The organism is Streptomyces sp. NPDC006476 (assembly GCF_040612015.1).
GTDB lineage: Bacteria > Actinomycetota > Actinomycetes > Streptomycetales > Streptomycetaceae > Streptomyces > Streptomyces griseorubiginosus_B.
On the sequence record NZ_JBEXPK010000014.1, the window covers coordinates 129,211 to 146,845 of the forward strand.

Genomic DNA, 17,635 nt, shown 5'->3' on the forward strand with positions numbered 1-17,635 from the left:
CCTCTCTCGCGGCTGCCGGCCTGGTCCCCGGTACAGCTTCCCCGTGACTCACCTGGGCCGCACCTTAGGCTGCGGCCTCATCCCGGGCGAACGTTTTCGGCGTCCCCGGCATGCCCGCGCGCCGTGTCTTCCTGGTCACTCCAGCAGGGCCAGAAGAGGGCGCGCGGGCAGCGGGTGACGGGTGTCGCCGTGCGGGCCCGTGGTCGTGGTGGCCGTCAGCAGCGCGTTGAGGACGGACTCCTCGACGGCGTCGAGGGCGGCGGTGAACAGCGGGTCGAGGGTGTCGTCGGGCACGACGGCGGGTCCGGCGGTCGTGCCCAGCGGACCCGTGCCGAAAGCCAGGCCGTAGTCGCCACTGCCGTGTCCGTACGCGGCGCCGACCCGGGCCGGCGCGTAGACACAGCGACGAGCCAGCCGGGTCAGCTGACGGGCGTCCAGGGGCGCGTCGGTGGCGGCCACGACCAGGCACGAACCGGCCTGCGGCTCGGGCCTCTCGGCGGGCAGCCCCACGTCGGCGGGCGTGACCGTGCGCCCCCGCACCCGCAGCGTGCCGCCGAAGTTGGCCTGCACGAGGACGCCGAGCGTGATCTCCCGGCCGGCGAGCGGCAGGCGCCGGGACGAGGTGCCGATGCCGGCCTTGAAGCCGAGGGCGGTCAGCCCGGTGCCCCCGCCGACACAGCCCTCCGCGACCGGCCCGTACGAGGCCGTGTCGACCGCGGCGCGCACGTGCTCCTCGCGCACCGGGCGCGAGCGGATGTCCGACAGGAGCCCGTCGTTGCACTCCCCCACCACAGGGTTCAGGCTCCGCGCGTCCGCTCCCTCCGGCCGCTCCAGGACCCAGCCCACCAGCGCGTCCGCCGCCCGGAAGGCGGAGAGGGTCGAGGTGAGCAGGACGGGCGTCTCGAGCGTGCCGAGCTCGGCGATCTGGGTGGCGCCGATCAGCTTGCCGTAGCCGTTGCCCACGAACATCCCGGCCGGCAGCGGACTGCCGGGTCCCACTCCGTCCGGCACGATCGCGGTGACCCCGCCGTGCACCCGTGGCGGACGGATCAGCGTGGTGTGCCCGACGCGGATGCCGGGCACGTCCGTGAGCGCGTTGTACCGGCCGGTGGGCAGCTCACCGACGGTGATGCCCAGGTCGCGGGACCTGGGGCGGCTGATGGGTGGCGGGGGCATGGACGGCACGGTATCCGCGTCCGCGGCCGGTCCGCTTCGGCTCGCCGGCCCGCTACGGCTCAGGGGCCCAGGGCCGACAGCGGGTCGTCGAACAGCGCGATCCGGGCGGTGATGCGCTTGCCCACGGGCTCCCTTCTCGCCTCGAAGCCCTGCACCACCGCCAGCACGATCTCCAGACCGTGCTGCCCGACCCGTCCGGCGTCGGCGGCCCGGGCCACCGGAAGCACCGGATCGGTGTCCCACACGGCGATCTCCAGCGCGCTGTCCGCGATGCCCAGCTGCAGCAGCACCGGCCCCGGCGCGTACTTCAGCGCGTTGGTCACCAGCTCGCTGACCACCAGCTGCGCGAGGTCCAGCGTGCGGGCCGACACCGGCAGCCCGTGCTCGGACTGAGCACGGGTCAGGAAGCGCGACGCCTCGTTCCTGGCGTTGGCAATACAGCCTTCGGCCCCGTCCAAGGCCACGGTCACGTCGGCAGGTGCATCCGGCATCCGGGAACACTCCTCGGGCGGGACAGGCTCCTTGCCGACATAAGCAAGTACCCCGTTCATGGTCGCGCGACTACCCCGTGACGCGGGGACTACTCCTGTGTCGCGCGGACTACTCCTGTGTCAGGAGCAACTCGTGCGTGGAAGCGTGCATCGAGGCGGCGATCCCGGGGCAACGTGGCAACAGAGACCTGGCTCAGCCCCACCGAGTGCGCTAAGGACGCAAGTGGCAGACAACAACGAAGCAGCGGGTCACGGCCAGCTGTCCGTGGTCCGCGACGATGTCGACGGCATCGCCGTCCTCGGCCTCCGCGGCGAGGTCGACTACCAGAGCGTGGGCGCCCTGAGCGAGGCCGTGCCCCAGCCGAGCGGTGACGGCCTGCGGATCGTCGTCGATCTGAGCTTGGTCACGTTCATGGACTCGAGCGGCGTCAACGCCCTGATCGCCGCCCACCAGACCACTCAGGCCGCGCGGGGATGGCTGCGGCTCGCGGGGGCCCGGGGCGCGGTGCTGCGCACCGTGCAGCTCGTCGGCCTGGACAGCCTCGTGTCCTGTCACCCGACCGTGGAGGACGCCCTGGCGGCGTGAGGGCAGGGCGGTGGGCGGGCCGGGCGCTGCTGAGCGGTGCCCCTCGCCGGGTCACGCCGTGCGCGGGTCGTGAGCCGCGTGATGTCCTTCTTGTGGTGCCTTTCTCAGCGGAGCCCCCTCCGCGGTGTGATGCGTCGTCGTTGTGATGCGTCCCCGTGGTGATGCGTCGCCGTCGTGATGCGTCCCGGTGGTGATGCGTCGCCGTCGTGATGCGTCCCGGTGGTGATTCGTCCCCGTGGCGTTTCTCAGCGAGGGGGCATACGGGAAGGACACGCGGGACAGGACGCGTGCCGCGGCCGGGCGAACGGCGGCCGGCGGTGGCTCGATCGGCGGGAGGCAGGACGTGGCGGAGCCGGTGAACAGGCAGAACCGGCGGCAGCGGGCCGTACCCGCCCCCTCCGCCGGGCTGACCGGGGCGCTGGAAGCCATCGGGACCGGCGCCTACGTGGTGGACGAGGAAGGCTGCATCATCGCCGTCAACGCCCGCACCGAGCGGCTGCTGGCGCGGTCCGCCGACGATCTCCTCGGGCACGACGCGCACGATCTGCTGCATCGCGGGCCGCAGGGCCAGCTCCTGCCGCGGACGCAGTGCACCATGCGGCAGGCGTTCCACGCCAGACGCGCGGCCCAGGCCGACCAGGACCACTTCGCCCGGGGGGACGGCTCGCTGCTGCCCATCTCCTGGACTCTCGCCCCCTACGACGTCGACGGAGACGGCGGCGACAGTGCCACGCTCGTCGTCTTCCACCCCGTCGAGCCCCCGGTGGAGACCGTCCCCGAGCCGGAGCCGGCGGCCGAGCCGATGCCGGAACTCGAACGGCTGGCCCTGCTGGCCGAGACCACGACCCGGCTCACCTCCACGCTCGACGCCGAGGAGACCCTGCGCCGGCTGGTCGAGCTGGTCGTACCCCGGCTGGGCGACTGGGCGGTCGTCGACCTGATCAGCGAGCATGACGAGGTGTGGCGCACCGTGGTGGCCCACGCCGAGGACGGCTCGCTGAGCCGCCGCGAGGACCTGCAGGGTCCTATGCCGCCGGTGCCGGAGTCGTCCGCCATGCCGCTGTCCCGGGCGCTGCGCGGTGTCGCCTCGACCCTGGCGGACCAGCAGACGTACCGGCAGCCCCCGGACGCGGGCATCGCGGTCGAGCAGCGCCGCCTGTTCGACGCCACGGGAATGCACTCCGCGGCCATCGCCCCCATCCGCAGCACGCGCGACGTGCTGGGCGCCCTGACCGTCGGCCGGTCCGAGAACCCGGTGCCGTTCACCCCCACCGATCTGCCGCTGATCGAGGACATCGCCCGGCGTGCCGGACTCGCGCTGGACAACGCCCGTCTCTACCAGCGCCAGCGCAAGATCGCCGAGACCATGCAGAACCATCTGCTGCCCCAGATGCCCAGCGTCACGGACCTGGAGATGACGGTCCGCTATCTGCCCGCGCCCCACGCCTCGCAGGTCGGCGGCGACTGGTACGACGCCTTCTCGCTCTCCGACGGCTCCACGGCCCTCGCCGTCGGGGACGTCGTGGGACACGACCTGGAGGCCGCGGCCGGCATGGCGCAGGTGCGCAACATGCTCCGCGCCTACGCCTGGTCCCAGCAGGAACCGCCCAGCCGGATCGTCGAACGGCTCGACGAGGCGATCCAGCACATCACCGACGTCTCCATGGCCACCGTGGTCCTCGCCCGGCTAGAGCCCGAGGAGCAGGGCCACTGGCGGCTGTCCTGGACCAACGCGGGCCATCCCCCGCCGTTGCTGATCAGCCGCGACGGACTGACCCAGTACCTCACCGCGGGCCACGGCATCCTGCTGGGGACGGGAGCCCGCACCGCCCGACCCGACGCCGATCTCTCCCTGCCGCCTGGTTCCACGCTCGTGCTCTACACCGACGGTCTCATCGAGGACCGCGGCCACACCCTGGACACCGGCCTCAACAGGCTGCGCCAGCACGCCGCCGCCCTCGCCCACCGTCCGCTCGGGGCCTTCACGGACCAGCTGCTGCGTCGCGTACGCCCCGCCGGGAACGACGACGACGTGGCGCTGCTGGCCCTGCGCACCCCGAACCGCTGACCGCTGACCGCTGACCGCTGACCGCTGACCGCTGACCGCCGGAAACGAAAGCGCCGGGAGCCGTGGCCGCTCGCCGTTGTCGGGGTACCCGGGTGGAGCCTGGTGTTCTTCCAGCGGAGGACAGAGGGAGGTGTTCGGTGTGGCGGACCGCCCCGGGACAGCGCTGATACGGCTGATGCAGGACAGCCATACCGCCACTCTCGAAGAACTCCCGGGCTTGATCGCCGAGTACGCCGCCGCGGTCGGCCTGCACGACACGGTCGTCCTCGTCGTCGACCTCCGCGAGACGGTGCTGCGCCAGCTCACCGGCGCGGGACCGGACGCGGGCGCCGGCGGCCAGGAGTTCACCGTGGGGGGCAGCCTGCCCGGCCAGGCCTATCAGCGCGTCACTCTGCTCTCCGAGACCGCGGGAGGCGAGGACGGTCCGGACCGGCACCGGTGGTGGGTGGCCGTCACCGACGGGGTGGAACGGCTGGGCGTGCTGCGGGCCGTCACCGAAGGCGACGACGCCGACACCCGCCGGGCGCTGCGTGACCTGGCGTCGATGACGGCGCTTCTGCTGCTGAGCAAGCGTTCCTTCAGCGACTCCTATGCCCGTCTGGTGCGCACCGAGCCGATGACCGTGGCGGCGGAGATGCAGTGGAACCTCACGCCCCCGCTCGCCTACGCCGGGCACGACGCGGTCGTCGGTGCCGTGATGGAGCCCGCGTACCAGATGGGCGGTGACGCCTTCGACTACGCGGTGGCCGATCGCACCCTGCACCTCGGGGTCTTCGACGCGATGGGTCACGACACCGCCGCGGGGATCACCGCCAGCGTCGCGGTGGCCGCCTGCCGCAACGCCCGCCGCCAGGGCGCCACGCTGACGCAGACCAGCCGTCTGGTGGAGAACGCCCTGGTCGAGCAGTTCGGCACCAGTCGCTATGTCACGGCCACCCTGGCGGATCTGGACATGGCGACCGGCCGGCTGTCCTGGATCAACCGCGGGCATCCTCTGCCGATCCTGTTGCGCGACAACCGGTGGACCCTCGACCTGGCCTGTCCGCCGGCAGGCCCGATGGGGGCACGTCTGGGGCTGCCCGTCCACGAGTGCCACGAGCAACTCGAGCCCGGTGACCGGCTGTTGATGTACACCGACGGTGTCATCGAGGCGCGCGACGCCCGCGGCCGGCAGTTCGGCCGGGACCGTTTCATCGACTTCGTGCGCCGTCACCACTCCGGCCGCCACACCGTCCACGAGACCCTGCGCCGGCTGATGGCCGCCGTACTCGACCACCACGACGGCAGGCTCGAGGACGATGCGACCGTCCTGCTCACCGAGTGGCGCGGCGGCCACGAGGACCGGCTCACGCCGTGAGGTGCGGCCCTGGGAGCCGGGCATGAACCAGACCGTGTGCGGGCTGTCCCTCAGCCGCTCGCAGCTGATGTGCTTCGCGCACGTCACCTGGACGGACACATTCCCCGAGTCCGGGGTGCGGCCGACCGGGTGCGGCGGGTGTGCCCGCGCTGCGCCTCCGTGGCCGGACGGCGTGGCGGCGACGCCAGCCCGCGCCGGAATCGCGTGAACCCACGGCCTTGAGGTCCGCCCGGGCGAGGAGTCGGACGCGACGGGCGGGTGATGTCACGGGCAGCGGGCGCGGATCACCGCGGCTCCGGGCGTCGCGCCGGAGGTGGGTGACCGGGGTCAGTCCCGCGCCACCACCCGCAGCGTCTTCACCGAGGGGTCGGCGGCGTCCGGGATCAGGACGCCGTGCTCGACGCCGCTGCGCAGGTAGTCCAGGACCGCGTCGGTGATGACCTCGCCGGGGGCGACGGCCGGCACGCCCGGAGGGTAGGGGCTGATCATCTCGGCGGCGATACGGCCGGCGGCGCTCTCCACGGGCACGTGCTCGACCTCGGCGAAGAACGCCTCGCGGGGCAGCATGGCCTGCTCCAGTTCCAGAGCCGAGGGCGCGGGCAGCCGCACCGGGGGCCGGCGCTCGATGGTGTCGGCGCCGTCGACCAGGGCGCGCAGGGAGTCCAGCAGTACCTTCTCGGTCTCGTCGTCATCGGCGTGGGTGATGGAGGCGCTGAGGCGGCAGGTGTCGGAGCCGCCGACGTCCACATGCCGTTCGGCCCGCAGCCACTCGGCGGCCTGCATGCCGCTGATGCCGAGTTCCCGTACGTCGATCACGATCTTCAGGGGGTCGAAGTCGGCGGCCAGCCCCTCCTCCACGATCTCCTGGCCCATGGGCCTGAGACCCGGCAGATCACCGGCGGCCCTGCGGATGCGTTCGGCGCGGCGCAGGGCGGCGTCCAGGAGTTCGTGCCCGTCCTCGACCATCTGGCGCCGCCAGCCGTCGAGGGTGGCGTACACCAGCGTGGAGGCGCTGGTGGTGCCGAGCAGGTCCTCCCGCTGCTTGAGCGCCTCCGGCGACACGCGGTCGTACTGGAGGTGGAAGACGGAGCTCTGCTCGATCGCGCCGCCCATCTTGTGCACGCTGGTGAGCACCAGGTCCGCCTCGGCGTGCATGCCCCAGGCGGGCAGCTCGGGGTGGAAGGGCAGATGGGCGCCCCAGGCCTCGTCGACGATGAGCGGGACGTCGAACTCGTGGCAGACCCGGGCCACGCCCCGGATGTCGGCGCAGGTCCCCCAGTCGGTGGGCGTGATCAGCAGCATGCCCTTCGCGTCGGGGTGTTCCTGGAGGCGGCGGCGTACGTCGTCCGGCTCCGGGGGGTGGGCGATGTGCCGCTCCTCGTCGAACTTGGGGTGGACCCAGATCGGCTCGACCCCGTTGACGACGACGGCGGATATCACCGACTTGTGCGCGTTGCGGGAGATCAGCAGCTTCTCGCCGGGGCCGGCCACGGCCAGCATGGCGGTCTTGACCGACAGGGAGCTGCCGCACGTGGAGAAGAACGCCTGCTCGGCGCCGACCGCGTCCGCCATCAGCTCCTGGGCCTGGCTCAGTACTCCCTGGGACTGGCGGCGGTCGTCGAGCCCATTGAGGGACAGGACGTCCGAGCGGAACACGTCGAGGCCGACGACCTCGGCCACACGCGGGTCGGCGCCTCGGCCCTGCTTGTGACCGGGCGGCCCGAAGACGACGTCTCCGCGGCGCCGGAACTCCTCCAGCGCCTCCAGCACGGGCACCCGTGAGTGATCCATGGTCCCTCCCACGTCCATCCCCGAGTCCGGGCGTCGTGCCGGACGGACGCGCGGTCTTCGCGCTCTGGGCTCCGTGTTGACCACGTGGGCGTGGTCAAACGCCGCGCAGCTCGTGCGACCGGCCGGGACGGGAGGCCGCCGCACCGGTGACCGGTGGCGCAGCCGTCTCCCGCCCGGCCGGTCCAGGTCCCGGCCCGCGGCGCTCGCCGCGGGTTTCGTCGATCAGCATGTCCACACAGGCCGGCAGCCCCTCCGCCTGGGCCGTGCCGCGTATCCGACGGGCGGCGCTGCCCTCGGCCAGGGCCGCCTCGGTCAGCTCCCCGACGGTCTGCCAGTCGCCGTGCGCCTCCAGCGCGGGACGCAGCCGGGTGAGGAGCTTGCGGACGACCTGCGCGGCGGGGGCGTCCCGATGGGTCTCGGGGTCCACCAGGGTGCCTTCCAGGCCGGATCGAGCGGCCCGCCACGACGCGCCGCGCAACCACTCGTGGCGGCCTTCGCAGGGCGTCGCACCGGCCCCGCGGTGTTCCAGGACGTCGGTCACCAGGGCGCGGAACAGGCCGGCCACCAGGACGACGCTCTCGACCCGCGGGCAGGCGTCGCAGATGCGCAGCTCCAGCGTCCGCAGGTGCGCGGAGGGCCGTACGTCGTAATAGATCATCCCCGGATCGCTGATGATCCCGGACCGTACGAGGTCGTCCACCGCGGCGTCGTATGCGGCCGCGCTGGAGAAACAGCCCGCCGGGCCCGCGGTCGGCCAGCGCTGCCACAGCAGGGTGCGCCAGCTGGCGTAGCCGGTGTCGGTCCCCTGCCAGTATGGCGAGCTGGCGGACAGCGCCAGCAGCACGGCCAGCCAGGGCGAGAGCGCGCACATGACCGTCACGGCGGTGTCGCGGTCGGGTACGTCCACATGGATCTGTGCGCTGCAGATGAGCTGCTCGTCGGCGACCCGGCGGTACTCCTCGACCATGTGCCGGTAGCGCGCGTCGTCGGTGGGGTGTCCGGAGGCGGCGGGGGCCAGGGGGGCCGTGCCCGCTGCCAGCACCGCGAGCCCGAGGGAGGACGCGGCGGCGTCCAGCCGCCGTCTGGTCTGTGCCAGGTCGGTGTACAGCTCGTCGAGAGTGGCGTGCACTCCGATGTTCGTCTCCACGATGGACTGGTGCAGTTCCGCGGTGAAGGTCCCCCGGGGCAGCCGTCGCAGCAACTGGTCGGCGCGCGGCACGACCAGTCCGCTCTCCGCCTCCAGGAGGTGGAACTCCTCCTCCGCTCCGATGCGTATGTTCACGGCACTCCTCGAGGTTCTCCGGCCCTGCCCCCCAGATGCCCAACGCGCTGATCGATAAGCCCGAAATGTACGTTTGATGGGCCCGTTTCAGGCGGCTCGCTGGGAGGCCGCGGCGTCCGGGCGCAGGTCGTCCAGGGTCAGCAGGTGGGCCGGGGGGTCGGGCAGGACGAGGTGATGGGTGGTGTGCAGGTCGGGGCCGACGTGGAGGAGCTCGCCGGGCCGCAGGGCCCGCCAGTGGGGGTTGTCGTCCATGCGTTCGCTGGCGACGACGACCGCGGGGTGCCCGGCCAGGTGCTCGGAGTGGACGCGCATACGGCCGTGCGAGCCGCTGTGGTCCAGGTGCCGGTCACCGTGCAGACCACCGGCCGGACGCTCGAGGACGAACAGCTCGTGGGTGTCCGGGTAGCGCAGGGCCCAGAGTTCGTCGCGGGTGACGAGGACCAGGTTGAGGGCGTACACGGGCAGGTTCCGGGCGATCCAGCGCGCGGCGTGCTCGATGCCGGCGGTGATGTCACCGTCGCGGTCGCGTGTCTCCCGGGTGATCAGGGCGAAGAACCGCTCGGAGTCGGTGTCGCCCGCGACCAGTGACCGGTCGTCGCCCAGGTGCGCGTCGAGGTCGTCGAGGCCCTCGATGACACCGTTGTGCGCGAACAGGCGCCCGTCCTGCTGGAAGGGATGCGTGTTGCGGGCCTCCAGGTTGCCGGTGGAGGCGTAGCGCACATGGGCGAGGAAGGTGGCGGACCGCACCTGCCGGGCGTCCTGGGCGAAGGCACGGTCCTGGTAGGCGGCGATGGGGGCCTTGTCGACGTGCGGGGCGCCGTCGGCGTCGAAGTAACCCAGGCCGGTGCCGTCGGGGTCGTGATGGCTCTGCCGGCTGAGACTGTCGGGAGCGTCGAGAAGCCAGAAGGTGGCGAGGGTGCGCTCCGGGGCGCTGCTGAGACCGAACAGACGACACACGGGATGCCTCCTTGGTCGGCGGTCGGTGGTCGGCGGTCGGTGGCGGTGGGTGCTGTCCCCGTACGGACAGGATGCGCCACCGATCCCGAGCGGGCAGGTCGAGGGCGACCCGGGAGGCGCCTGATCGTGCCGTGGCGCACGTCTGCGCGGACGCGGCGACCAGTGGTCCCGGTGGCGCGACGCGTCGTTCGCCGCCGGAGGGGCGGGGGGCCGCCTGGGCCGTGGGCGCGGTCGTGCCGGGCGGCCCGTTCACCGCTCACGCGGGCCGGCATCTGGTCGTCGGCATGGCCGCTCCCGTGCCGCTGGTCCTCGCACGCCCTCTCACGCTCGCCCTGCGGGCCCTCCCGCGGGCCCGGCGCGGCGGGGGCTGCCGGCCCTGGCGCATTCCCGCCCTCTGGGCCTGCTGGTCTTCCCGCCGGTCGCGGCGGGGCTGGACGTCGCCACCCTGTGGCTGCTGTACCGCACGAGGCTGTTCCCGGCCGTGGAGGAGCGGCCGTGGCTGCACGACCTGGTGCACGCGCACGGGGTGCCGTTCTGACGGTGGCCGGTGCGGCACACGCGGTGCTCGCCAAGTCGCTGTACGCGTCACCGCCGCCCGGCACCCACTTCCCTGCCGCCGATCTGCACAGCGGTGCGCAGTGGATGTACTACCGCGGCGACCCCGGGCGGACGCGCCCGGAAGCGCCGTGCGCGACGAATCGGGCGGTTGACCGCGCCATCGGGGGCACTCGCCGATCGTCATGAAGTTGCCGAACGTGGAGGAAGACCATGAGCGCTGACGTGCGAAGCCTGGGCGAGGGGCCCGGGCGGCAGAGAATCCTCGGGATTTATCTCAACGACCATCTGGCGGGTGCCACAGCCGGCACGGAGCTGGTCCGCCGCATGGTCCAGGAACACGGTGACACCCCCTACGGCGAGGAGATGCGGAGCCTGGAGGTGGAGATCTCCCAGGACCGGCGGGCCCTGCTGCGGCTGATGACGGAGCTGCACGCCCCCGCGCGGCGCTACAAGGTGTACGGGGCGTGGGTGGGCGAGAAGCTCGCACGGGTGAAACCCAACGGCCGGCTGTTGCGCCGATCCGGCCTCACGGTGCTCGTCGAACTCGAAGCGCTGCGCACGGGCATCGCCGGCAAGGCGATGCTCTGGCACGCCCTGCTCTCCGCCGCCCCGGCGGAGCCGCGCCTGGACTCCGACCGGCTGGAGGAGTTGCTGCGCCGGGCCGAACGGCAGATCACGAGGGTCGACGAGCTGCACGACCGGGCCGCCTCGGCGCTGTTGTCCCCGGCCGGGTCACTCCGGACGGCACCGAGGGCCGCAGCGGACAGCACGCCCGGCGGGAACCAGGTCTAGCCGGGTCTGGCCGGTCGTCCCGCCCGTCTTCCCGCGCCGCAATCAGGGAGCGCGGACGGGGCACCCGACAGCGCGCACTGACCCGTCTTGAGTGAGGTGATCCTGTTTCCGGTCCCACCCCGTACGGCAACTATCCGCCCCAGGGCCCCGTCGACTACCAGGACGGGCGTCTCCAGCGACGTCCGTCGGACGTGGTGGCGGGACGGCTGTGGGCCACCGGTGCCGCCACGGCGGCGGTGGCGGCGCTCGCCGCGGTAGTGGCCACGCTGCTGATGCGCGGGGTGCTGGACGTGGCGGTGTTCGCACCACACCGGGCCGGTGTGTGGGGCGACGCCACCACGGGTTACCTCGCGGCGTGGGCCGCGGTCGCCGCCCTGACGGCCACCGGGCTGCTGCATCTGCCGCTGGTCACGGTCGCCCGGCCGCGGGCCTTCTTCACGTGGATCGCCTCGCTGGTCACGGTGGCGATGATGCTGCTGCCCTTCACCACCGGCCTGAGCACGGGCTCCCAACTGGCCAGCGCCGTCGTCTTCCTGGTCATCGGCGCCACCATCACGGCTCTGCTGTCCGCCGCCGTACCCGGTGTCGCGCCCGACCGTGCCTACGACGGCTGACGCCCCGGCGAGGTGACGTCCGCGCCTTGCTCAGGCGCCGAGTTGGGCCACCATGGTGTTCAACGTGCTGGCCAGCACGTCCAGTTCGCGGTCCGACGGGGAATCCGTGCCGATCCGGCGGGCGAGTTCCTCGCCGGACATGACATCGACGGCGCCCGCGTACCAGTCCGTGCTCCGTTCCGCGGCGGCGATCACCTTGGCCGGGCCCTCCAGCAGCACCAGGGTGGCGGAGTCCTCGCGCGCGGCGAGCAGTTCGCGCATCAGAGGCCCTCTACAGGATCATCCGGTGTGTCGGCGGGCCGATCCGCCGGGCACGGGTGTTCAGTGACCAGTGCCCGACCGCGGTACGCGGTGACGAGCGGATCCTCCCGTGGGCGTGCCGGGTGCCCGACGCGCCCCGCGCGAAACGCACCGGCCACCGCCACTGGGCGTATCCCCCGGACCAGGTCCAGGCGCTGCTGCCGAAGGGTCTGGTCGTGGACGAGGCGGACGGTACGGCGCCGTAGGGATGGACTTCCAGGGGCTGGGGCGCGACGCCTTCGCGCTGCTGCGCGGCCAGTTGGAGAGGGACTACGAGGCCCGGCGCCGACCTTCGCCGGTGCCGAGCTGGTGGTCCGGGAGAGCTCGTGACGAACGTTCGCGGTGCCTTCGGCGTCTGAGAAGACGGCCGGCGCATGAAGCGCCGAGCCGTACGAAGGGAAAGCCGATGGTCCGAACTCCGCGCCGCCGTGGCCGTACCGCGTCGGCGGCCGTGTCGTCGGCTGTTCCGGACCGGACATCCGCAGCGGTGCGCCCCCGCTGAAACTGTGCGGGGTCACCTTCTGGAGCGGCGCCGAAGGTATCGGCACGACCCGTCTCACCCCGTCCACCCGCGGCATGCCCGCCGCCCCGGCCGCCTCCCGGCTTCCCGCCTCGGCGACCCGGCACGACGGCGGCCCGCCGCCCCGGGTCGTCTCCGTCTCCTCCGACTGCTCCCACGGCCGTACCGTCGTCGTCTCCCCCGCGGCCCCGGTGCGGGTGCGGGCGGTGGCGAAGGACGGCGGCGGTCGCGTCCTCGCGCTCTCCCTCGTCCCGGGGAAGCCCGGCAGGTCGGTCGAGGTCCACGTCTACGCCTACGCCGGTACGCGCCCGGCCGGCCAGGTGCTCACCGTCGTACCCTGACGGAACGGGACTGACACCGGGGCCGCCGCACACGGCGCGGCTCTCGCGCACAGCGGGGTCTGGCATACCGTACGGGGAGATCATCACCTGCCCGGGAGTTCGCATGGCCGCCGACAGCCGACGACGGAAGAGACCCGACGAAGTCCTCGACGCCATCGAGCCGCCGGGCAACGCCGAAGTGGTCGTGGGCGCGCTGACCGCGACGCTGCTGGTGGAGATCCTCAGCGCCCTGTCGGGGACCGAGGTGTGGATCCTGGCGCTGCTGGTGTTCCTGCCGAGCACGGCGTCCGCGCTGTGCACGGTCCGGCAGACCGGGTTCGTGGCCGCGTGGACGACCGTCATCGTCACGATCACCACCGTGCTGCGGGCACCCGCCGGCGGGCACTGGCTGGACCGGACCCTGCTGGTCCTGTTCACCCTCGCCCTCTGTGTGACCTCGGTGTACGCGTGCCACCGCCGTATCCGGCGCGAGGCCGAGATGCTGCGGCTGCGGTCGACGGCCGCGGCCATGCAGCGGCACATCCTGCATCCGCTGCCGCTGCTCACCGAGGACGTCCTGGTCAACGGCGTCTACGAGCCGCTCCAGGAGGACCGGCTGGTCGGCGGCGACATCTACGACGTGGTCGACTCGCCCTTCGGCACCCGGGTGCTCATCGGCGATGTACAGGGCAAGGGGCTGGCGGCCGTCGGTGCCGCGTTCGCCGTCATCGGCGCCTTCCGCGAGGCGGCCCACCGGGAGCCCACGCTGACGGCGCTCGTCGACGCCCTGGACGCCTCGGTCGTACGGCACAACTCCTATGCGGCGCACACCGGGGACGACGAACGCTTCGTCACCGCGCTGATCATCGGGGTGGACGTCGACACCGAGGTGCAGGCCGTCAACTGCGGGCATGTCCCGCCGTACGTGGTGCACGAGGGCGCGGTCGCCCAGCCGCCGGTGGAGACCGGTGTGCCGCTGGGGCTGGCGGAGCTCGCCGACGAGCCCACCACCGTGAGCTGGTTCGACTTCCCGGAGGGCGCCACGCTGTTGCTGAGCACCGACGGGCTCACCGAGACCCGGGCGGCGGACGGCACGTTCTATCCGGTCGAGGAGCGTCTGGCGAAACAGCTGGACCTCTCCCCCACCGCTCTGCCGCAGACCCTGTACGAGGATGCCCGGGCGTTCGCGGGCGAGGGCGGCCAGCACGACGACATCGCCGTCCTGACCGTCCGCCGGTCGCCGCGAGTGTGAGCATCCCGAACTGATGGGCGGGGGGCGGTAGTTCGGACATAGGTTGGGGCGTGCGTGGTCCATGCCCCGGCTCAAGGACGGACATCGCCCATGACCGACTCCGCCATCGACACCTCGGTGCCGCACTCCGCCCGCATCTGGAACTACTGGCTCGGCGGCACGGAAAACTACCCGGTCGACAGGGAGGCCGGCGACGCGTACACCGCCGTCTTCCCCGGCATCGTCACCATCGCCCGCGGCAGCCGTGGCTTTCTGCGCCGGGCCATCACCCACCTGGTCGCCGAGGCGGGCATCCGGCAGTTCCTGGACGTCGGCACGGGGCTGCCGACCGCGCAGAACACGCACGAGGTCGCCCAGCGGATCGCGCCGGAGTCCCGGATCGTGTACGTCGACAACGACCCGATGGTGCTGGCCCACGCCCGGACCCTGCTCACCTCCACGCCCGAGGGCGCGACCGCCTATCTGCACGCCGACGTGACGGACCCGGACCGTGTCCTGGCGGGCGCCGCCGAGACGCTGGACCTCGGGCGGCCCACCGCGCTGGTCCTCAGCAACATCCTGGGCCACGTCGCCCACCACGAGGTGGCCCGCTCGCTGGTCACCCGGCTGATGGCCGCGCTGCCGTCGGGCAGTTACCTGTGCGTCGACGACGGCTCGCGCGGTATCGACCCGGTCTTCGAGCAGGCCCAGGACGCCTACAACGACAGTGGCGCCGTCCCGTACAACCTGCGCACCGTGGACGAGATCACCGCGTACTTCGACGGTCTGGAGTTCGTCGAGCCGGGCGTCGTCCCGGTCACCCGGTGGCGTCCGGAGCCGGACGACCCGGCCCCGGAAGTCGTCGCCGAACATGGCGGGCTGGCCCGGAAGCCCTAGCCCGTCGGCGTCACGGGCGGATCGTCAGCCAGTCCAGGGCCGCGACCCGGGGGCCTCCCTTCGCGACGAGGTGGACGTCGTGGGTTCCGGTCACGGTGCGGGGCAGGGTGACCGACTGCTCCTGCCAGGTGTCGGGGGAACCGGTGGCGTGTACGGGCAGGGTCGCGGCCAGGGGGCCGTGCGGGGTGTCGAGACGGAGTTGGAGGGTGCAGCCGGTGGCGCAGGTGGAGGCGAGGCGGACGGTGAGACGGTCGCCGTTCAGGCTGGTGTGCCGGTAGGCGATCCAGTCGCCCGAGGCCAGTACGTCGGTCGCGGCCGGGCCCGGCCTCACCCCGTGCGTGGAGGTCGCCTGCTCGGCCTGGAGCGTGGTCGAGGCGTCGGGGCCGTCGCCGTACAGGCGCAGGTCGTTGACGACCCAGGCGGCGGGGCCGCTCGCGGTGAGGGTGACGCGGACATAGCGGGCCGTCTGCGTGGGGAAGGCGGCGTCCTGGGTGAAGGAGCGGCCGGCGACCCGCGCCAGGGCGCCGCCGAAGTGGCTGCCGTCGCGGCTGACGGAGACCGTGAAGCCGTAGGGCTGGCCGCTGGTGTCGCGTCCGGCGTCGAGGGAGAGCCGGTCGAAGGTTTTGGCCTCCCCCAGGTCGACGGTCAGGGACTGACCGGGGGCCTGTGAACTCGCCGCCGTCCAGCGGGTGTTGATGTCGCCGTCCACGGCGGCGGAGGCGTCGGTGCCGTCGCTCGCGGTGGCGGTCCACTCGCCGTGCCGTACGCGCTGTTGGCAGCCGGGCAGGTCGCAGCCGGTCGACCAGACCGGTGCGCCGTACTCGTAGGCGCCGACGTCGGGGGCCGTGCCGCGTACGTCGGTGGTGACGCCGTCGATCGTCTCGCCCGCGTCGATCACCGGTGAGCCGGCGGTGGGCCACAGCTCGCCGTTGACGGTGTCGGTGTAACCGGGCTTGTCCGTGATGACGTTGGAGCGGACGACCGGCAGCGGATCGCCCTTCTGGGTCACGCTGACCGGCATCGGTCCCACGATGTTGCTGATGTACGACCCCGAGGCGTCCGTCGCTCCGCTCAGCTGGACCGAGGTGCCGTTGATGCCCATGCCGTAGCTGGAGTTGTGGTCCTGGTTGGCGATGCTGGGACCGGTGTGACCGTTGAAGAAGGTGCCCCGACTGCCGGTGTTCCAGGCGACGTTGTGGTGCAGCAGGAAGTGGCCGGAGTAGTTGTCGACGTAGAACCCGACCTGCCCGTCGGCGTCGTGCGAGGTGTTGTGGTCGATGGAGGTGCCGGAGGCGTCGAGGCTGCAGCAGACGTAGAAGGGCGAGCCGTCGCGGGAGGTGCGCATGGCCTCGGACATGTCGTTGTAGGCGATGCGGTTGCCGTGGAACTCGGTGCCGTTGAGCTGCCAGGCCGTGTCGATGGCGGCGCGTCCGGTGCGGCGGATCGTGTTGTGGGTGACCGTGTGGTCGTTGCCGTTGATCTCGATGCCGGGGGTGTAACTGCCCATCCAGCCGACGTCGTGGATGTAGTTGTCGGTGACCGTGTTGCCGGTGCCGCGCACCAGGACGCCGTCGCCGGCCGACTGGGAGATCTCGCTGTTCTTCAGGGTGTTGCCGGTGCCGAGGATCTGTACGCCCGAGTCGAGGATGCGGGAGGCGACGATGTGCCCCTCGAAGGGCGGGATCGCGAGGTCGCTGTCCGGGGGCATGGGGAGGGTGGAGAACTCGGAGATGTACGTGGCGTGCAGTCCGTCGACGACAACTCCGGTACTGGAGGCACCTGTTCGCAGGGAGGTGCCCCACAGGTTCAGGCCGCGCACGGTGACATGGGAGCTGCCCGTCAGGTCGACGCCCCACAGACGGTGCTTGGCGGTCACCGTGTGCCCGGCCATGCCGCCCTTCGGCTGGACCATGTAGAGGCGGTGCGCGGTCTTGTCGTAGTACCACTCCCCCGGCTGATCCAGGGCGGCCTTGGAGCCCACCAGGTAGTAGTTGCGGTAGTTCTGGTTGCCCATGCACAGCGGCGGGCAGCGGTGGTTGCCGCCCTTGAAGTCCAGCTTGCCCGGTGCGGTGGCGGTGACCGTGCCGGTCTGCTGGGCCCAGGGGTTGGAGCCCGCCCACAGATGGACCGTGGCGCCGGTCCAGTCGGCGTCCGGCAGGTCGGTGTCGTCGATGTGCTGGTCGGTGGAGGTGGGGTCGGCCTCGGCCCAGGTGGTGTTCAGCGGATCCGCGCCGGAGTTGGGCCAACGCCCTTCCGCCGCCCGCTCGTTGTCGAGGAACACGGCGTTGAAGTCGGGGTCGGGCGGCAGGTCGGTGTCGGCGGCGACCAGCCCGCCCCCGGCGTCCTTCCAGCCGGACACCTTCTCGGTTCCGTCGACGGTGACCGGGCCGTCGCCGTACGCGGCGAGGGTGATCGGCGCGTCCTTGGTGCCGGAGGGCGGGGTGACCTGCTCGCGGTAGGTGCCGTGGTGGATCAGACAGGTGTCCCCGGGGCGGACGCGGTCCAGACACGCACCGATGGTGCGCAGGGGGCTCGTCGGGGAGCCGTGCGCCTTGTCGTTGCCCCAGGGGGCCACCTGGTAGGTACGGGCGGAGGCCGCCGCCTGCGCCTGGACCGGGACGGCCAGGAGGGTGGTCACGGCGGCCAGGGTGAACAGATGCCTCGGTCTCATGTGCCGTCTCCCGTCGTGGGTCTC

At 72.3% G+C, this 17,635-nt stretch carries 16 protein-coding genes and 2 pseudogenes; 11 read left to right on the plus strand and 7 right to left on the minus strand.

Going from position 1 to position 17,635, the window contains the following annotated elements:
• Nucleotides 1-135: 135 nt before the first annotated feature.
• Together ABZZ74_RS18050 and ABZZ74_RS18055 are read right to left on the minus strand one after the other, a co-directional pair.
• Nucleotides 136-1,176, minus strand: coding sequence for a P1 family peptidase (locus ABZZ74_RS18050; RefSeq protein ID WP_356765931.1), 1,041 nt, complete (start codon nucleotides 1,174-1,176; stop codon nucleotides 136-138).
• Between the two features lie 59 nt (nucleotides 1,177-1,235).
• Nucleotides 1,236-1,667, minus strand: a complete 432-nt coding sequence (locus ABZZ74_RS18055; protein WP_356765933.1) for an ATP-binding protein — start codon at nucleotides 1,665-1,667, stop codon at nucleotides 1,236-1,238.
• 223 nt (nucleotides 1,668-1,890) lie between these two features.
• On the opposite strand from ABZZ74_RS18055, the gene ABZZ74_RS18060 reads away from it, so the two are divergent.
• The 4 genes and pseudogenes from ABZZ74_RS18060 to ABZZ74_RS18075 all read left to right on the plus strand — a co-directional run bounded on the left by ABZZ74_RS18060 (nucleotide 1,891) and on the right by ABZZ74_RS18075 (nucleotide 5,900).
• Nucleotides 1,891-2,253 carry an STAS domain-containing protein gene (locus ABZZ74_RS18060; protein ID WP_356765935.1) on the plus strand — a complete coding sequence of 121 codons (363 nt, stop codon included), beginning with the start codon at nucleotides 1,891-1,893 and terminating at the stop codon, nucleotides 2,251-2,253.
• A gap of 343 nt (nucleotides 2,254-2,596) precedes the next feature.
• A complete protein-coding gene (locus tag ABZZ74_RS18065; RefSeq protein WP_356765937.1) occupies nucleotides 2,597-4,321 on the plus strand; it encodes a SpoIIE family protein phosphatase in 1,725 nt (574 codons plus the stop codon).
• A 139-nt stretch (nucleotides 4,322-4,460) separates the two neighbouring features.
• The gene (locus tag ABZZ74_RS18070; protein WP_356765939.1) at nucleotides 4,461-5,678 is read left to right on the plus strand and encodes a PP2C family protein-serine/threonine phosphatase; all 1,218 of its coding nucleotides are present in this window, start codon (nucleotides 4,461-4,463) and stop codon (nucleotides 5,676-5,678) included.
• Nucleotides 5,620-5,900 (plus strand): annotated as a pseudogene (locus tag ABZZ74_RS18075) (hypothetical protein). Before ABZZ74_RS18070 ends, ABZZ74_RS18075 begins: the two are co-directional and overlap by 59 nt.
• Before the next feature lie 105 nt (nucleotides 5,901-6,005).
• Here the strand turns inward: ABZZ74_RS18075 and ABZZ74_RS18080 are convergent.
• The 3 genes from ABZZ74_RS18080 to ABZZ74_RS18090 all read right to left on the minus strand — a co-directional run bounded on the left by ABZZ74_RS18080 (nucleotide 6,006) and on the right by ABZZ74_RS18090 (nucleotide 9,708).
• A complete protein-coding gene (locus ABZZ74_RS18080) occupies nucleotides 6,006-7,469 on the minus strand; it encodes an ornithine decarboxylase (protein WP_356765941.1) in 1,464 nt (487 codons plus the stop codon).
• A gap of 94 nt (nucleotides 7,470-7,563) precedes the next feature.
• Nucleotides 7,564-8,751, minus strand: coding sequence for a glutamate--cysteine ligase (locus tag ABZZ74_RS18085; protein WP_356765943.1), 1,188 nt, complete (start codon nucleotides 8,749-8,751; stop codon nucleotides 7,564-7,566).
• An 87-nt stretch (nucleotides 8,752-8,838) separates the two neighbouring features.
• Complete coding sequence (locus tag ABZZ74_RS18090; protein WP_356765945.1) at nucleotides 8,839-9,708, minus strand: class II glutamine amidotransferase; 870 nt, start codon at nucleotides 9,706-9,708, stop codon at nucleotides 8,839-8,841.
• Nucleotides 9,709-9,992: 284 nt separating this feature from the next.
• On the opposite strand from ABZZ74_RS18090, the pseudogene ABZZ74_RS18095 reads away from it, so the two are divergent.
• From ABZZ74_RS18095 to ABZZ74_RS18105, 3 genes and pseudogenes are all read left to right on the plus strand, one after another.
• A pseudogene (locus ABZZ74_RS18095) lies at nucleotides 9,993-10,246 on the plus strand (cytochrome c oxidase assembly protein).
• 230 nt (nucleotides 10,247-10,476) lie between these two features.
• Nucleotides 10,477-11,058, plus strand: a complete 582-nt coding sequence (locus tag ABZZ74_RS18100; protein ID WP_356765947.1) for a hypothetical protein — start codon at nucleotides 10,477-10,479, stop codon at nucleotides 11,056-11,058.
• A gap of 194 nt (nucleotides 11,059-11,252) precedes the next feature.
• On the plus strand, nucleotides 11,253-11,672 hold the full coding sequence (locus ABZZ74_RS18105; protein WP_356765949.1) for a DUF6069 family protein: 420 nt from the start codon (nucleotides 11,253-11,255) through the stop codon (nucleotides 11,670-11,672).
• Between the two features lie 30 nt (nucleotides 11,673-11,702).
• Here the strand turns inward: ABZZ74_RS18105 and ABZZ74_RS18110 are convergent, their stop codons facing one another.
• Nucleotides 11,703-11,933 carry a hypothetical protein gene (locus ABZZ74_RS18110; protein WP_356765951.1) on the minus strand — a complete coding sequence of 77 codons (231 nt, stop codon included), beginning with the start codon at nucleotides 11,931-11,933 and terminating at the stop codon, nucleotides 11,703-11,705.
• Between the two features lie 56 nt (nucleotides 11,934-11,989).
• Here ABZZ74_RS18110 and ABZZ74_RS18115 point away from each other — a divergent pair, with 56 nt between their 5' ends.
• From ABZZ74_RS18115 to ABZZ74_RS18130, 4 genes are all read left to right on the plus strand, one after another.
• Nucleotides 11,990-12,178, plus strand: a complete 189-nt coding sequence (locus ABZZ74_RS18115) for a hypothetical protein (protein ID WP_356765952.1) — start codon at nucleotides 11,990-11,992, stop codon at nucleotides 12,176-12,178.
• Nucleotides 12,179-12,548: 370 nt separating this feature from the next.
• The gene (locus ABZZ74_RS18120; RefSeq protein WP_356765954.1) at nucleotides 12,549-12,833 is read left to right on the plus strand and encodes a hypothetical protein; all 285 of its coding nucleotides are present in this window, start codon (nucleotides 12,549-12,551) and stop codon (nucleotides 12,831-12,833) included.
• Nucleotides 12,834-12,936: 103 nt separating this feature from the next.
• Entirely contained in the window at nucleotides 12,937-14,064 is a 1,128-nt protein-coding gene (locus tag ABZZ74_RS18125; protein ID WP_356765956.1) for a PP2C family protein-serine/threonine phosphatase, read from the plus strand.
• 90 nt (nucleotides 14,065-14,154) lie between these two features.
• Nucleotides 14,155-14,940, plus strand: a complete 786-nt coding sequence (locus ABZZ74_RS18130; protein WP_356765958.1) for an SAM-dependent methyltransferase — start codon at nucleotides 14,155-14,157, stop codon at nucleotides 14,938-14,940.
• A gap of 10 nt (nucleotides 14,941-14,950) precedes the next feature.
• Here ABZZ74_RS18130 and ABZZ74_RS18135 read toward each other — a convergent pair whose 3' ends face one another.
• Nucleotides 14,951-17,611 (minus strand): carbohydrate-binding protein, encoded by a 2,661-nt coding sequence (locus tag ABZZ74_RS18135; protein WP_356765960.1) that lies wholly within the window; start codon nucleotides 17,609-17,611, stop codon nucleotides 14,951-14,953.
• Nucleotides 17,612-17,635: the final 24 nt, after the last annotated feature.